Consider the following 15,738-nt stretch of genomic DNA (forward strand, 5'->3'; position numbering starts at 1 on the left):
GGGGAATCTCCGTTACCCTTAAAAATAAGCGAAACGGGAGATAGTTCAAACCATCTCCCGTTTCAAAAACTAAGACTACGCGATGATCACCTACAGGATTCCCTTGGCCTCGTCTTCGGCCACAAACGGCTGGTTGCGGAACCGTTTGCCGGTTGCCTTGAAGAGGGCATTGGCCAGCGCGGCTCCGGCCGGGGGCAGGGCCGGTTCGCCGAGGCCCGTCGGGTCGATGGTATTCTGCACAAAATGCACGTCAATCTCCGGAATCTCGTTCAGGCGGATCAGCCGGTAGTCGTTGAAATTTTTCTGCTGCGGAACGCCGTCCTTAAACGTCATCTGGCCGAACATCGCGTGTCCGAGGCCGTCCACAATGGCACCCCGAATCTGCTGCTGGGCGCCGCTCTGGTTGATGACGACTCCGCAGTCGGCGGCGGCGTAGATTTTGGAAACGACGGGTTTGCCCGCTTTCATCACTACTTCGCCCACCTGCGCCACGTACGAGCGGTGCGAGAAGTAGACGCTGAAGCCCTGCGCGGCTTTTTTCTTGCCCCAGCCGGACTTTTCGGCGGCCAGTTCGATGACGCCCCGCATGCGGTCGATGTCGTATTTGATGGCTCCGGTCGGGGTGGCTTTGGCCCGGTCGAGCAGGGAGAGCCGGAACTGAACGGGGTCTTTCCCCGCCGCCAGCGCCACTTCGTCGAGGAACGACTGTTCGGCAAAGGCCAGGAAGTTGGTGATGGGCGCGCGCCACGGGCCGGTCGTGATGGCGGATTTATGGTCCACGGAATCAATCAGCAGGTTGGGCACGGCTCCGGCGGGGAAGTTGTCTTCCCGGGTCGGGTTGCCCGCGTTGATGCTCACGCCCCGCAGTTTGTAGCCGACCATGTTGCCGCTGGCATCCAGCGCCGCCTCGAACCGGTAGCGCACGGCCGGACGGTAGCTGCCGCCGGTCATGTCGTCTTCACGGCTCCAGATCAGCTTGACCGGCGCTTTGACCTGGCGGGACACCTGCACAGCCTCCACGACGTAGTCCGATTTGAGCCGCCGTCCGAAACCACCGCCCATGCGGGTGAGGTTGACGGTCACTTTGTCGGGCGAAATGCCGAGCAGCTTGGCCGTGTCGTTCTTGGCCAGATCGGGCGTCTGGGTCGGGCCGACAAGTTCAACGCCGTCCTCGCGGACATGCGCAAAGAAGTTCATCGGCTCCAGCGGGCTGTGCGGCAGGAACGGGCACTGGTACTCGGCCGTCACGACCTTCGCCGCGTTTTTGAAGGCCGCCTCCACGTCGCCGTCCTTCCGCCGGACGCTGGCCTTGTCGGAGTTGAGCAGTTCCTTGAACAGGCGGTTGTGGTCGTCGGTACTTTCGATTCCTTCGCCGCGTTCCCATTCAATCTTCAGCGCGTCCTTCGCTTTTTTGACCTGCCAGGTCGATTTACCGACTACGGCGACGTTATTGTCGAACGAAAATACCTCGACGATGCCGGGCATTTTCTTCACCGCGTCCATATTGGACGATTTTAATTTATATCCAAACGCCGGGCGCTGCAACATGGCAATGAGCATTCCTTCCCGGTAAAAGTCAATTCCGAACAGGGGCTTGCCCGTCAGAATGCCGGGATTATCGACGTTTTTGACCGTGCTTCCGATCAGCTTGAAATCCTTCGGGTCTTTCAGCTTCACGTTGGTCGGAACCGCCAGCTGACCCGCGTCGGTAGCCAGTTCGCCGTATCCCAGTTTGCGGTTGGAAGCCTTGTGCAGCACGAAGCCTTTGTCGGTTGTCAGTTCCGCGGCGGGCACGTTCAGGCGTTTGGCGGCGGCTTCGACAAGCATCTGCCGGGCGGTGGCTCCGGCCTTGCGCAGCCGTTCCCACGAGTGCGGGATGGAGCCGCTGCCGCCGGCCACCTGCCGTTCGAACCGCTTGTTGTCGAGCGGGGCCTGCTCCACGACGACCTTCTTCCAGTCGGCGTCGAGTTCTTCCGCCACAATGATCGGGAAGGCCGTTTTGATGCCCTGCCCGATTTCCGGGTTCGGCGAAAGAATGGTGATGACGCCCTGCGGGGAAATGGACAGATAACTGTTGAAGTTGACACCGGGGGCGACGGCACCCGGAGCGGCCGAAACGATGGCCTCGGCGGAAGCGGCCGTGTCTACGGCGGCCTCCGATGCCGACCAGTTAAAGCCCAGCACCAGTCCGCCACCGGCCGCGGCGGTCACTTTCAGGAAGTTTCTTCGGGAAGTATGGAAAGAGGTCATGATAGGGTCGGTTTATTTACTTTTCGTCGCGGCCAGGGTGACGGCTTCGCGAATCCGGTGGTAGGTGCCGCAGCGGCAGAGGTTGCCGGTCATCGTCGCGTCGATTTCGGCTTGGGTCGGTTTGGGGTTGCGTTTCAGCAGGGCCGCGGCCGTCATGATCTGGCCCGCCTGGCAGTAGCCGCACTGGGGCACATCCACTTCGTTCCAGGCCTGCTGAACCGGGTGCGTGCCCGTGGCCGAAAGCCCTTCAATCGTCGTGATTTTGGCCGTGCCGACAGACGAGACGGGCAGGACGCAGGAGCGGGTCGCTTCGCCGTTGAAATGCACCGTACAGGCACCGCACTGGGCAATGCCGCAGCCGTATTTGGTGCCGAGCAGTCCAAAATTATCGCGCAGCACCCACAGCAGCGGGGTGTCGGCGTCGACGTTGGCTTCGTATTTCTTGCCGTTGATGGTTAACTTATAAAGGGGCATAGTTGGGTGAGGGTTTATTACCGGGTTCGGGATTCGATGAGTTCAATTTTCAGGCGTTCAATTTCCTGTTCCTGGCTGTCCGTTTTGAAATAATAATAAAGCGCCAGTACCAAAAATACTTTCGACAGAATAAAGACGGCAATAAAGGCGGGCCGCCAGTATTTATGCACCCGGATATGGGTGTCGTCCACCTCCACGTGCACATAACCGCTGCCTTCCTGACGGGGTGGGGGCGGGCCCTGGGGCTCGTAGCGGCGGAGTTCGCCGGAGAGCTTCGCCTGCAGGCCTTCCCAGGTTCCGGGCGGCGGCGGTACGGCACCCTCCTGACACGCCTGTTCGATTTCCAGTTCCAGATCGGTCAGCGCCAGCGCAATCTCCGGATAAGTGGCCGCCATTTGCCGGACTTCCTGTTCCTCGTCTGCTGTTGCCATGCCCAGCAGGTATGCTTCCAGTACGCCACTTTCTATGTAATCACGGATATCCAACGGATTGAGTCTTGCGGTTTATTGATTGAGGTTTATGGTTTATAGTTTATGGTTTATGGTTGCTTCGCCTCAATTAGAAGGCCTTAAAAAGGCGAAGCAACTATAAACCCTAAACCATAAACTTTAAACCCCTCTTTCACGTCTTGCGTTTCTTTTTCCGGGCCGAAGGAAACAAAACATTGTTTAAAATCAAACGGTACCCCGGCGAATGGGGGTGCAATTTCAGGTCGGTCGACATTCGGAAATTGCCCCGTGTGCCCTCCGGGTCGTGTCCGCCGTAAAATGTCCACTGGCCGTTGCCTAACTCGCCGTACAGGTAGCGGTCGGCCGAGGGGCTGGTGCCCATCACGAGCACGTTGGGCTTGACGGTACTTTTCCGGAAAGCGGTCGTCTGGCCGTGAAATTCCTTGATTACCGACTCGTGGTTCTGCACCAGCATGGTCGGGATGATGTCCCATTTGGCCGAAAAGTCGAACAGCCGGAAGAAGCTCTGCGCCTGGTCCCAGCCGCCGTAGCCGCCCGCCGACGAGTTGATGGTCGAGAAGGCCATGCCCCGGTAGCCGCCGTCGGCCTCCAGCGTGAAATTCTGGAAGGCCACCGTCCGGTTGAAATCAAGCTTCGACTGGGCCGCCGGGTCGGCGCCGTCGCCGTCGTAGGTGCTTTCGACAATGTCAACGCCTTCGGCCGCGAGCGCAATGTCCAGCGTTTCGGCCCCCGAACACATCGCAAACAGGTAACCGCCGCCCGCGCAGAAAGCCTTGATCTTCTTCGCGACGGCCAGTTTCATCTGCGACACCTTGGAATAGCCGTATTTCCGCGCAATCTCCTCCTGGGCCCGGATGTCTTCGGTGGACATGCGGCGGGTGTTCCGTCCGTACTGTCCCGTAAAGTCTTCGTGGTGGAGGTGCAGCCAGTCGTATTTGGCCAGATCGCCTTTCAGGATTTCCTCGTCATACACTACTTCAAACGGAATTTCGGCGTAGGTTAGTGCCAGCAGCACGGCATCGTTGTTTTCAAACTCCGACGGGCTGATCTTGATGGGCGAATAGACCACGATGCGGGCCGCCTTGTGCAGCTTCACCGAATTCATGTTCACCTCCGGTACCGCAATCTGCTGCTGGATCGACTGGGCTTCGGCATTGGAGATAATGTCGAACGAAACCCCGCGCACCCGGCATTCCTTTTCGATCGCGGCCGAATGACTGACCATAAAACTGCCGCCCCGGTAGTTGAGGAGCCAGTCGAGGTCGAGGTCATTTTTAAGAATGAAGTAGGCGATTCCGTACGCTTTCAGATGGTCGGTCTGCCGGTCGTCCATCGGAATCAGGATCGAATTGGCGCGGGCCGCCGCCAGGCAGGCAATCAACAGCAGAAGAGTCAGGGTGTGCTTCATAACAAACTGATGATCAAAGAGACAACAGGTTAGTCAAGTTAGCACTATTTTTTCAGGAAAACACGGCAAAACGCAAACACTTACTCTGGGACAAAACCCTTTCGGGCCGCAGGGGTTGAGATACCAACAACCATCTGGTGTCATGAAGAAAAATCTGAAAGTACGGATAACGGGAACCCTGCTCGGGACGCTTTTCCGGCAGAAAGCCCGGCAGCGCGCCGAAAAACTGGGGCTGATGGGCTTTGCCCACAACGAAGCGACGGACGAATTGTACATCGAGGCGGAAGGCGAGCCGGAGCAGGTCGACCAGTTTGCGGAATGGTGCCAGTCGGACCCCGGCGATGGGCTGGCGGTCGAAAAAGTGCAGGTGGAGGAAGGGGAGCTACAGGGCTACGACCGGTTTCTGGAAAAACTGTAATTCTGGAAATAATATAATTTCAGGAAAGCCTGACAAGGAACGTGTCAGCGGCGGAATAATCCTATTTCGTCTCTGACACGTTCTTTTTTTGAACTAAAGAATAACCATTTAGGGTTTTCCCTAAAATTTGGAAGTGTTGGGTTTTCACTATTTTAACTGGTGGGTGTTTAGTCCTATTTTTGCTAAACAATATTCTATTCCCGGCTCCAAAGCCATACTTTTTTGACCGAGTACATGATACGGGTGTTGATTGCAGATGACCATAATGTGTTTGTGGAAGGGATTGAGTCGCTGATTTCAGGGTCGTCGGAAATTGAGGTCACGGAGCGGTGTTACAACGCCGGTTCGGTGCGCGAACGACTGGCCGGTTCGCCGATCGATGTCGTGCTGCTGGACATTTCGTTCCCCCAGATTGAAGACGGCCTCGGCATGTGCGAATACATCACCCGCACGTATCCGGCCATCAAGGTCATCGCCCTGACCATGCACGACGACGCCAGCCTCATCAAGCGGGTCGTCCGCAAAGGAGCCCGGGGCTATTTGCTGAAAAATACCACCAAGACCGAGCTGCTGCAGGCCATCCGGACGGTCTACAACGAAAAGCAGTATTTCAACGAGGCGATCATGCATATTCTGCTGAGCGACGAGCCCAAAACCCGGAAATCGACGGCCGGATCGGACGGAAAGCCGAACCTGACGCCGCGCGAGACGGAGGTACTGGCCCTGATCGCGCAGGGACTGACGACCCAACAGATGGCGGCCACCCTGTTTGTAAGCACCAAGGCTGTCGAATTCCACCGAAGCAGCCTCCTGATGAAGTTCCGGGTTCCGAACACGGCCCTGCTCATCAAGACCGCCATGGAAATGCAATACATCAATTAATGATACAATTCACCGCTGGTTTGTTTGCAGGTGTTGCCCGCCGCTTTTCGAAGGCGGTCGGAACGGTCGTGGCCCTGCTGGTGCTGGGAGCCGGACAGCCGGTGCAGGCCGTAGCGGAGATTTCAACCATCGACAGTCTGAAAAACCGGATTCGGAATCTGGTTCTGGAAAAAAAATATAGCCAGGCGGCCGGACTGAGCAACGAACTGGGCAATATGTACAACCAGCGGTACGGGTACAATAAATACACGGTTGACGCCTACTTCAACGCGCTGACGTACTACAACCTGGCCGGTGATTCGACGGGGTATTACGGCGAGCACCTCGCCATCGGGGATTATTATTCGAAGGATTATTTCATGCAGCCGCACGCCCGGAAGTACCTCCACAAGGCACTTCAGTATTTCCGCCGGAAGCAGAATATGCCCAAGGTCATCGAGTGCCGGCTGGCACTGGCCAATATCGCCCAGAAGAACGAAGGGTTTTCGCGGGCGCTGCTGACCGACCTGCGCGAAACGGAGCGGCTAAGTGAGCAGTACCGGCAGCCGTATTTTCAGGCGTACGCCCAGAATCTGCTGGCCAGTACCTATTCGCAGATGAAACGGCCGGACTCGGCGTACTATTTCGCCCACCGGAGCCTGGCGCTGGCCAGGGGAGTGAACGTGAACTGGCTGATCGCCCTGAATCATTTTTACCTGGGGCTGGTGGAGCAGTTTCGCAACCGGCCCGAAGCGGCCCTGCGCGAATACGAACAAAGCTACCAGCTTGCCCGGCAGGAGAACAACATTGCCATGCTGCGCGAACTGGCCCGGCACTCGGCCACCAGCTACGCCCAGATGGGCGACCATAAAAAGGCGTACGAAGCGTCGCTGAAGAATGTCGATTTTACCAACCAGTTCTACTACTCGGAGCAGACCAAGAGCATCCGGCTGCAGGAACTGGACAGTCAGATAAAAACGCTGGCGGTGGAGAAGCAACTGGCCGAAGAGCAGAGCTACCACCAGCACGTACTCAACGTGACCCTGATCATTATTTCCGTTATCAGCGTAATCTGTGCCGTAGGGCTGGTTTACCTGCGCCGCCAGCAAAAGCTCATTTCGCACCAGCAGGCCGTGATTGCCCAGCAGCAGATCCGCCAGCTCGAACTGAAGTCGCTGCGGGCGATGATCGAAGGGCAGGAGGGAGAACGGAGCCGGATCGCCCGGGACCTGCACGACGGACTGGGCATTCAGCTCTCGCGAATCAAGCTGTTTGTGGAGGCGCATCAGGAGCAGCTGCCGCGGTCGGTCAAAGACCCGCTGAACCAGTTTCTCGACGAGGCCTGTACCGAAACCCGCCTGATTTCCAACAACCTGCGGCCCTACGCCCTGTCGAGTTTCGGACTCGTGCCCGCGCTGGAAGACCTGGTGCAGAAGCTCAATCTGGTGAACCAGACCCGGCTGACGCTCGAACATTACGGCGACCTGCCTCCGCTGAACGACGAGGCAACCGTCATGATCTACAGAGTGGTACAGGAATTGCTGAATAATGCCCTGAAACACGCCAGGGCTCAGAATGTAGCGGTGCAGATCATGACCAACGACGAAGCCATCCTGATCAGCGTGGACGACGACGGACAGGGCGGCGATTTTACCGGCAACGACCATCGTGGCAATGACCGCCGGGGTAACGGAATCGCCAACATCCATTCCCGGGTCGCTTACCTCGGCGGACAGGTGGAGTGGCACAGCGAATCGGGAAAAGGAACCTCCGTCATGATTTCCCTGCCCACGGATAAACTGGACAAAAACGACAGCGTATAAGCCGAAGGGTAACGCTTCCAACCGGAAACACCATTGATTGTAGACTATACCGATTGACCAAATTAACTACTAATTATTTTTTCTTTTCCAATATGATCAAACCTATCCTTTCGGGAGCGATACTCCTGAGTGCCTGGATGAGCGTTTTTGCGAGCGACAGGCCTACGGGTGGCGCTACACCGGGCACAGCCAGGGTGGAACAGCCCGCCAGAAATACGGCCGGTGCGCTCCGGTCGGCCGACGTGAAAGCGTTGGTAAAAGGGGTTGTTTCCGACGACAAGGGAAATACCCTGCCCGGCGCTACGGTGTCGGTAAAAGGCACCCAGGTCGGTACGACCACGGATGCCGAAGGTCGTTTCTCGATCAACGTGCCTGCCGGATCGACCACGCTTGTGGTGTCGTTCATCGGCATGAAAACGCAGGAAGTGGTGGTGGGCAGCCGCACAAACCTGAACATCGTCCTGGCGGCCAACGAACAGTCGCTGGACGAAGTGGTGGTCATCGGGTACGGTACGGCCAAGCGGGCCGACGTAACGTCGTCCATCACCACCCTGAAGGCTTCCGAGCTGAAAGACATGCCCGTTGCCGGTATCGACCAGATGCTGCAGGGTAAGGCGGCCGGGGTGACCGTTACCAGCAACGGCGGTCAGCCGGGCGGCGGCGTATCGGTCAAAGTACGCGGGGTAACGTCCATCAACAGCAACGACCCGCTGTTCGTCATCGATGGCGTCCCGTTCGTGGGCGGAAACACCTCCAACAGCCAGGGCTACGCCGGTCTCGGCGGCAGCGACGGCCAGACCGGTAACTCCGTGATGGCCATGCTGAACCCGAACGACATCGAAAGCATCGACGTCCTGAAAGACGCTTCTGCCCAGGCCATCTACGGTTCGCAGGCGGCCAACGGCGTTATCCTGATTACAACCAAGAAAGGCAAGGCCGGCGAAGGCAAGGTTAACTACGAAATGTTTACGGGCGTTTCAGAAGTGGCCCGCCGCCTCGACCTGATGAACCTGCGGGATTTTGCCCGCTACCAGAACGAAGTGCTGCCGCTGATCGGCAACCCGGTTGCCGACGAGTTCAAGAACCCGGACCTGCTGGGCGAAGGGACCGACTGGCAGGAAGCCATGTTCCGCCACGGCAAAACGAACAACCACCAGCTGAGCTTCTCGGGCGGTCGCGACAAAACGACGTTTTACCTTTCGTTGAACTATTACGACAACACGGGTATCCTGCTCGGTTCGGACTTCAAACGCTACTCGACCCGTTTCAGCCTCGACAACCAATTGAAGAGCTGGATCAAAGTCGGGATGAGCGCCAACGTGTCGCGCAGCATTCAGAACGTTTCGCTGGCCGATGCGGCCGAAGGAACGATCTGGTGGGGTGCCTCGACGAGCCCGCTGACGCCGGTGAAAAACCTGGACGGTACCTGGGGCGGCGGCCAGACGGTCGGCGGGGTGCAGTACTATGGTTCCAACCTCGTCGGTAACTCCGAGTTCCGGGGCAACAAGAAGACGACCAACAACGTCTTTGGTAACCTGTACGCCGAAGTGCAGCTGCTGAAAGACCTGTCGCTGCGCAACGAAGTGTCGTACTCGCTCGGTCAGGACAACAACGTGGCTTTCCAGAAAGCCGGTAACGTAGGAACGACCTCGTTCCGCAGCAAGCTCATCGACTCGCGCTCGGACAGCTACTACTGGTCGCTGACCAACTACCTGAGCTACAACAAGTACATGGGTAAGCACGGAATTCAGGCAACGCTCGGTCACCAGGCGCAGAACTCCTACTGGCAGGCCATCTCCGGCACGAAAGTAGACCTGCAGGCCAACATCTTTGACCTGAACACGGGTCTGGCCGACCAGACGACCTGGGGTCTGAACGGGGGCAAAGGCCAGTGGGCAATGGAATCCTGGTTCGCCCGCGCCAACTATACCTACGACGAACGGTACTCGGTATCGGCCAGCTACCGCGCCGACGGTTCATCGAACTTCGGCCCGAACAACCGCTGGGGTTACTTCCCGGGCGTATCGCTGGGCTGGACGGTTTCGAACGAAAGCTTCCTGAAGAATTCGCCGGTGAACAACGTGGTTAGCTTCCTGAAAGTCCGGGCCGGTTACGGTTCGGTCGGTAACCAGAACTTCCCCGGCGGCGCGCCGAACCCGGCCTATGTGGGTGCCGTGCAGTTCTTCTCCGGTCCGGTTGGTTTCGGTTCGTCGAACATGATCAACGGTATTCCGAACCCGAACCTGAAATGGGAATCGGTGAAAACGACCAACGCCGGGATCGACATCGGCTTCCTCAACGGCCGCATCGACGCTACCATCGACGTGTATAAAAAAGTAACGTCCGACATGATCATCTTCCTGACCGGCCCGAACCTGATTGGGGTGGGCGACCAGTGGGATGACCTGAAAGCGCCGCTGGGCAACGCCGGCCAGATGACCAACAAGGGAATTGACCTGAGCATCACCAGCACCAACATCAAGGCCGGGAAACTGACCTGGAAGACCAGCGCCGTGCTGACGCACTTCAAGAACACCTACGACCGGGCCGCCAGCGCCGCTTCGGCCCTCGACGGAAAGGTGTACTACAACAACTACCTGATTACGCACACGACGCCGGGCCGCCCGGTAGGTTCCTTCTGGGGACTGGTTACGGACGGGCTGTTCCGTTCGCAGGAAGAACTGAACGCGAGTGCACCGCAGTTCGGCTACAAAGTGAACCAGAACGAAACCTGGCTTGGCGACATCCGCTTCAAGGACATCAACGGCGACAAGAAAATCGACGCCAGCGACTACACCTTCATCGGAAGCCCGCTGCCGAAGTTTACCTGGGGTCTGACCAACACGCTGAACTACGGCGACATCGACTTTTCGCTGTTCTTCCAGGGAGCACAGGGCGCCAAAGCCTTCAACTTCCTGCGCTGGCAGCTCGAAGGGCTGAGCAACGCCTACACCAACCAGTTGACGACGGTGAACGACCGCTACTCGGCCGCCAACCCGAACGGCTCACTGCCCCGCTTCACGGCGACCAACAAGAACAACACGGCCATGTCGGACCGCTACGTGGAGGACGCTTCATACGCCCGGATTCAGAACGTAACGCTGGGCTACCGCCTGCCGCGCACGCTGCTGAGCAAGGTGAAAATGTCGAACCTGCGCATCTACGGCACGATCCAGAACCTGTACACCTTTACGAAGTACTCAGGTTACGATCCGGAAATCGGTTCCTACAACAACAGCATCAAGCTGATGAACGTAGACGCCGGCCACTACCCGAACCCGCGGACGTTCACGATTGGAGCGAATGTACAATTCTAATTGAGTGAATGAGTGATTTAGTGATTGGGCGATTTACCGCTGCGGCGATTGCAATCGACTTTCACTCAATTGCTCAATCACTAAATCACTCAATAAAAAACTTAGACATGAAACGCAATTTCATATACGCCGCCCTGCTGGCCCCAGCTCTTCTGCTGGCTTCCTGTAAGGAAAACTTCATCGAACGGCCTTCGCTTTCGGGAACCACAACCGGTAACTATTACAACAATGCCGAGGAAGTGCGGGCCGCTACGAGCACGCTCTACAGCGGTCTGCCCTGGCGCAATTACGAAAGCCGCGCGCAGGACGCCATCGGCGACGTCATGGCCGGTAACATGTTTACCTACACCGATGTCGAATACCTGAACTTCACGGTATCGTCGGCCTCGGAGCGCATCGGCGCAGCCTGGGGGGCTTTTTACAAAATCATCGGGTACTCCAACGTGATGCTGAAGACCTTCGAGGAGAAGAAAGCAGCCGGCGGCGGAGCTTACCTCGACCCGGCCATTGCCGAGTGCCGCTTCATCCGCGGTACGCTGTACTTCTTCATCGCCCGCACCTGGGGCGCCGCTCCGATCATCACCGATCCGGGCGAAACGGCGCTGTCGGGTAACTTTAACATCCCGCGCTACCTCCAGAAGGACGTACTGCGGTTTGCGCTCGAAGACCTGAAAGCCGCCGAAGCCGGACTGCCGGAATCGGACGCGCCGGGCCGCGCGACCAAGTACACGGCCAAAGGCATGATGGCGAAACTATACCTGTACCAGAAGGACTACGCCAACGCCAAACTGAAGGCCGAAGAAGTCATCAACTCGGGCAAATACAGCCTGGTGAGCGATTACATGGGCATGTTCACGAAAGCGAGCATGAACAACAACGCCGAGTCGCTGTTCTCGATCCAGCACCAGTTTGCGCAGGACCCCTGGGGAACGGGCAACCTGAAAAACCCGGACCGCGGCGCCAGCCAACTCCGCACATCGGAGGCCGACGCCTGGGAGATGTACGTCCCGTCGATCGACATGCTGAAAGAGTACGAGTTCGGGGATCTGCGCCGCCGCTGGTCGGTGATGGAACACGGCTGGAGCAACCCCGCCTGGAAACCGCAGCGCGCCAATGCCCCGAAATACAACGCCTTCATGGCTAACGGGTTTGTCTACGACACGACCCGCACGGCCGACGAGGGCGGTAACCTGAACCCTACCCGTTCGAACATCGTGAAGTACTTCGCCGGACCGGGTAAAACCTACGGTGGCGAGCCGGTGATGGGCCAGAACTCAGGCAACAACGTGGTAATCCTGCGTTACGCCGACATTCTGCTGATCTACGCCGAAGCGGTGCTGGGAACGAATGCTTCCACGGCGGATGCCAAAGCGCTCGCGGCCCTTAACCAGGTACGTTCGCGGGCGGGTCTGCCGGCGAAGAGCGCCATCACCATTGATGACATTCTGCACGAACGCCGTGTTGAGTTTGCTTTCGAGGGAGATTACTGGTTCGACATCCAGCGCCAGGGCTTTGCCAAGGCGAAGGCCATCATCGAGAAGCAGAACCGGGGAACGGCCACGGCCGCGAGCTACATCACCAACTTCACGGAGGACAAGATGTTCCTGCCCATCCCGGCCGGTGAAATCATCCAGGACCCTGAACTGGGCAAAGAACCCGTTCCGTACTATAAGTGATGTTTGATTAGAGAAAGACAACAGACACAAGACAATAGACAAGCGACTTACTTGTCATTAGCTCGGTCAGGTTTTGTCCAACATCTTTTGTCTCTTGTCTTTTCTTTCTTGTCTAAAAGCTAAACTCATGAAATTCAATATCTTCAACCGCATCGCCGCGCTGTCTGCCCTGACGCTGGCGGCTGGTTTTACCCTGACTTCCTGCACGGAGGATACCGACGGCAGCCCCCAGATCAAGCCGGGTAACCCGGTGGTCGCCAAAATTTTCCCGGATTCGGCGGCGAGCGGCTCGCTCGTGACCGTTACGGGCTCGGGCCTGGGCGACATGCGCACCGTGGTCTTCGAAAAGCAGGCCGTTCCGGCTGGTTTCCAGTCGACGCTGAACACCGACGGCGCGCTGATGTTCCGCGTGCCGAGCGAAGCGGCGGGTGGCGTACAAAAAGTGACGCTGACTAACAGCGCCGGTCAGGCCGTGACGGTGAACTTCAAAGTGCTGGCCTTTGCGACGGTGAGCGACGCCTCGAACTTCAACTTCTCGAAAGGCACCGAAATCACCATCACCGGCAACAACCTCGACGACGTGACGGCGGTGGCTTTTGCCGACTCGGTGAAAGGTATTTCGGACCCGGCCACGATTGTTTCGAAAGCCAAGAAAACGCTGGTAATCAAAATGCCGGCTTCGACCCTCGACCGGGGCACGCTGACCATTACCAACAGCACCGGCCGCACGCGCACACGGCAGGAATTCGTGAACGTCGATAAGGCGTACCAAATCTTCTCGGATGCCTACGGAACCGGCTATCAGGATGGTTCGTGGGGCGACGGCGGGGTTGTCTCGACGAAAGAGTTCAAGTCCGGCACGGCTTCCGTTGCGAAGACTTTCCAGAAAGGCAACTGGCACCTGATCGGCTTTGCCAACTGGTCTTCTTCGGCCATCAGCTACTCGCCTGACTACACCTACATCACGGGCTGGATCAAAGGCGCGTCGGCGGACTACTCGCTGTACCTGACCACGGATGCCAGCAAGGGCGGCTTCGGCGGCTACGACGAGAAGAACCGCATCGACGTGAAGGCCAACACCTGGACATACTTCAAACTCAAACTGTCGGACATCGACTTCTGGTCGGCCGGCAAGACGCTGAAACAGGTTGGTTTCCGCATCAAAGGACCGGACAAGCAGGACGAGACGTTCTACTTCGACGACATCATGTTGGTGAAGTAAATTGAGCTTAACCACAGAGTTACGCGGAGGTAAGCACAGAGTGGCACGGAGTTTTCGAAAAAATCACTCTGTGAAACTCGGTGCTTACCTCGGTGCAACTCTGTGGTTAATTCATTTAAGCCCTCCCGTATGCCTCACCTCTCCTGCACCCTTCTCTTTTTTCTCAGTTTCTTCTTTTTCAATACCACGTTCGCCGCGACGCCCATCCGCGTGGAGGCTGAAACCGGCACGCTGTCCGGCGTTGAAGTGGCCACCTCCACAACGGGTTTCTCCGGAACCGGTTACGTGACGGGCTTCGACGCCGAGACGGACCAGCTCCGACTGGCTTTCAACGCGCCCGCCGGACTCTACGAAATCAGCATCGGCTACCGCTCTCCTTTTGGCGAAAAAGGCGTCGAGTTTAGGCTCAACGACGTCCGGAGCAGCGGCACCTTCCGCCAGACCAGCACCTTTTCAAGCCACAGTCTCGGCAAATTTCTGCTGAAAGACGGCCCGCAGACCCTGACGATTTTCCGGGGCTGGGGTTACTTCGACATTGACTACATCCTGCTGACCTCGGCCACGGTCCAGACCCCGGCCAAACCGGCCAAAACGCTTTCCGACCCCGCCGCGACGGCCTCCGCCCGCAACCTGTTTTCGTATCTGGTCGATCAGTACGGCACCAAAGTCATTTCCGGGCAGCAGGACGACGTAGAGTACATTCTGGAAAAAACCGGCAAAGAGCCCGCCATCGGAGCCTTTGACCTGATCGACTATTCGCCGACCCGCGTACAGAACGGCGCCAAACCCGTCCGCAGCAGCGAAGCCTGCATCGACTGGGCAAAAAAAGGGGACGGCCGCGGCATCATCAGCCTGATGTGGCACTGGAACGCCCCGACCGACCTCATCAACCAGGCACCCGATAAACTCTGGTGGAGCGGCTTTTACACCCGCGCGACCACCTTCGACCTGTCGGCGGCCCTGGCCGATAAAAACAGCGAACGGTACCAGCTTTTGCTGCGTGACATCGACGCTATTGCCGTTCAGCTCAAAAAGTTTGAGGCGGCCGACGTGCCCGTACTCTGGCGGCCGCTGCACGAAGCCCCCGGCGGCTGGTTCTGGTGGGGTGCCAAAGGCCCCGAGCTGTTCAGGCAGCTCTGGCGACTGCTCTACGACCGCCTGACAATCCACCACCGGCTGCACAACCTGATCTGGGTCTACACCGGCACCGACACGGTCAGCCCCGACTGGTACCCTGGCGACGCCTATGTGGACATCGTCGGACTGGACATTTACACCGATCCGGCCGCTACGCTCAGCGGACCCTGGGAGGCCGCCCTGGCGCAGTTCAACGGCAAGAAACTCATTACGCTCTCGGAAATCGGCCACCTGCCCCGGCCCGAAAACATCCGCGGCCTCGGCACCTGGTGGTCGTGGTTCGCCGTCTGGACCGGCCCTGACTGGATCAAAAAACAGCCGCTGGACCTGCTCAAAGCGGTTTTCACGGATGCCGACGTCATCACCCGCGACGAACTGCCGGACTGGCGCATCCCGGCGGCCCCGGTCGTGACGGGAGTCGAACGGCCCTACGAAGTGTGCCTGCTCGGTAATCCGGCGACGGGCGGCACGGCGGAAGTCGAAATTCGCAACGCGCAGGGACTGCCTCTTTCCATCCGCCTGACCGACGGGCAGGGGCGGCCGCTTCTGGAAAGAATGGTAACGCCGACCGGCGCATCGGCCCGGTATGCACTGCCCCTCGAATCGGCTCCGGGACTGTATTTCATTCGGGTTAGTAGTCCGAAAGGCGCTGATACTTTGAGGATTGTAAAGCCCTGATAAC

At 58.1% G+C, this 15,738-nt stretch carries 11 protein-coding genes; 7 read left to right on the forward strand and 4 right to left on the reverse strand.

Features of this window, described 5'->3' with window-relative positions; genetic code table 11:
- Positions 1-90 precede the first annotated feature (90 nt).
- From ORG26_RS21530 to ORG26_RS21545, 4 genes are all read right to left on the reverse strand, one after another.
- Positions 91-2,250 (reverse strand): xanthine dehydrogenase family protein molybdopterin-binding subunit, encoded by a 2,160-nt coding sequence (locus tag ORG26_RS21530; protein WP_266365518.1) that lies wholly within the window; start codon positions 2,248-2,250, stop codon positions 91-93.
- Positions 2,251-2,262: 12 nt separating this feature from the next.
- Positions 2,263-2,724 carry a (2Fe-2S)-binding protein gene (locus tag ORG26_RS21535; protein WP_266365520.1) on the reverse strand — a complete coding sequence of 154 codons (462 nt, stop codon included), beginning with the start codon at positions 2,722-2,724 and terminating at the stop codon, positions 2,263-2,265.
- A gap of 17 nt (positions 2,725-2,741) precedes the next feature.
- On the reverse strand, positions 2,742-3,155 hold the full coding sequence (locus ORG26_RS21540; protein ID WP_266365522.1) for a hypothetical protein: 414 nt from the start codon (positions 3,153-3,155) through the stop codon (positions 2,742-2,744).
- A gap of 190 nt (positions 3,156-3,345) precedes the next feature.
- Positions 3,346-4,602: an asparagine synthetase B gene (locus ORG26_RS21545; RefSeq protein ID WP_266365524.1), complete on the reverse strand. Its 1,257-nt coding sequence runs from the start codon at positions 4,600-4,602 to the stop codon at positions 3,346-3,348.
- A gap of 142 nt (positions 4,603-4,744) precedes the next feature.
- Between ORG26_RS21545 and ORG26_RS21550 the strand changes: the two genes are divergently transcribed.
- From ORG26_RS21550 to ORG26_RS21580, 7 genes are all read left to right on the forward strand, one after another.
- Positions 4,745-5,020: an acylphosphatase gene (locus ORG26_RS21550; RefSeq protein WP_266365526.1), complete on the forward strand. Its 276-nt coding sequence runs from the start codon at positions 4,745-4,747 to the stop codon at positions 5,018-5,020.
- Positions 5,021-5,254: 234 nt separating this feature from the next.
- Positions 5,255-5,902: a response regulator transcription factor gene (locus ORG26_RS21555; RefSeq protein WP_266369456.1), complete on the forward strand. Its 648-nt coding sequence runs from the start codon at positions 5,255-5,257 to the stop codon at positions 5,900-5,902.
- Entirely contained in the window at positions 5,902-7,704 is a 1,803-nt protein-coding gene (locus tag ORG26_RS21560; RefSeq protein WP_266365528.1) for an ATP-binding protein, read from the forward strand. Before ORG26_RS21555 ends, ORG26_RS21560 begins: the two co-directional genes overlap by 1 nt.
- Before the next feature lie 92 nt (positions 7,705-7,796).
- Positions 7,797-11,021 (forward strand): SusC/RagA family TonB-linked outer membrane protein, encoded by a 3,225-nt coding sequence (locus ORG26_RS21565; RefSeq protein ID WP_266365530.1) that lies wholly within the window; start codon positions 7,797-7,799, stop codon positions 11,019-11,021.
- Positions 11,022-11,128: 107 nt separating this feature from the next.
- Positions 11,129-12,697 (forward strand): RagB/SusD family nutrient uptake outer membrane protein, encoded by a 1,569-nt coding sequence (locus ORG26_RS21570; RefSeq protein WP_266365532.1) that lies wholly within the window; start codon positions 11,129-11,131, stop codon positions 12,695-12,697.
- Positions 12,698-12,824: 127 nt separating this feature from the next.
- Positions 12,825-13,919 (forward strand): IPT/TIG domain-containing protein, encoded by a 1,095-nt coding sequence (locus tag ORG26_RS21575; RefSeq protein WP_266365534.1) that lies wholly within the window; start codon positions 12,825-12,827, stop codon positions 13,917-13,919.
- 129 nt (positions 13,920-14,048) lie between these two features.
- Positions 14,049-15,734 carry a glycosyl hydrolase gene (locus tag ORG26_RS21580; RefSeq protein WP_266365536.1) on the forward strand — a complete coding sequence of 562 codons (1,686 nt, stop codon included), beginning with the start codon at positions 14,049-14,051 and terminating at the stop codon, positions 15,732-15,734.
- Positions 15,735-15,738 lie beyond the last annotated feature (4 nt).

Source organism: Tellurirhabdus rosea, assembly GCF_026278345.1.
In the GTDB taxonomy this organism is placed as follows: domain Bacteria; phylum Bacteroidota; class Bacteroidia; order Cytophagales; family Spirosomataceae; genus Tellurirhabdus; species Tellurirhabdus rosea.

Excerpts from the sequence above, each read along its gene's own strand:
- ORG26_RS21535 (WP_266365520.1), bottom strand. The coding sequence starts at position 2,724 with ATGCCCCTTTATAAGTTAACCATCAACGGCAAGAAATACGAAGCCAAC.
- ORG26_RS21550 (WP_266365526.1), top strand. The coding sequence starts at position 4,745 with ATGAAGAAAAATCTGAAAGTACGGATAACGGGAACCCTGCTCGGGACG.
- ORG26_RS21580 (WP_266365536.1), top strand. The coding sequence starts at position 14,049 with ATGCCTCACCTCTCCTGCACCCTTCTCTTTTTTCTCAGTTTCTTCTTT.
- ORG26_RS21570 (WP_266365532.1), top strand. The coding sequence starts at position 11,129 with ATGAAACGCAATTTCATATACGCCGCCCTGCTGGCCCCAGCTCTTCTG.
- ORG26_RS21530 (WP_266365518.1), bottom strand. The coding sequence starts at position 2,250 with ATGACCTCTTTCCATACTTCCCGAAGAAACTTCCTGAAAGTGACCGCC.
- ORG26_RS21575 (WP_266365534.1), top strand. The coding sequence starts at position 12,825 with ATGAAATTCAATATCTTCAACCGCATCGCCGCGCTGTCTGCCCTGACG.
- ORG26_RS21540 (WP_266365522.1), bottom strand. The coding sequence starts at position 3,155 with ATGGCAACAGCAGACGAGGAACAGGAAGTCCGGCAAATGGCGGCCACT.
- ORG26_RS21545 (WP_266365524.1), bottom strand. The coding sequence starts at position 4,602 with ATGAAGCACACCCTGACTCTTCTGCTGTTGATTGCCTGCCTGGCGGCG.
- ORG26_RS21565 (WP_266365530.1), top strand. The coding sequence starts at position 7,797 with ATGATCAAACCTATCCTTTCGGGAGCGATACTCCTGAGTGCCTGGATG.
- ORG26_RS21560 (WP_266365528.1), top strand. The coding sequence starts at position 5,902 with ATGATACAATTCACCGCTGGTTTGTTTGCAGGTGTTGCCCGCCGCTTT.
- ORG26_RS21555 (WP_266369456.1), top strand. The coding sequence starts at position 5,255 with ATGATACGGGTGTTGATTGCAGATGACCATAATGTGTTTGTGGAAGGG.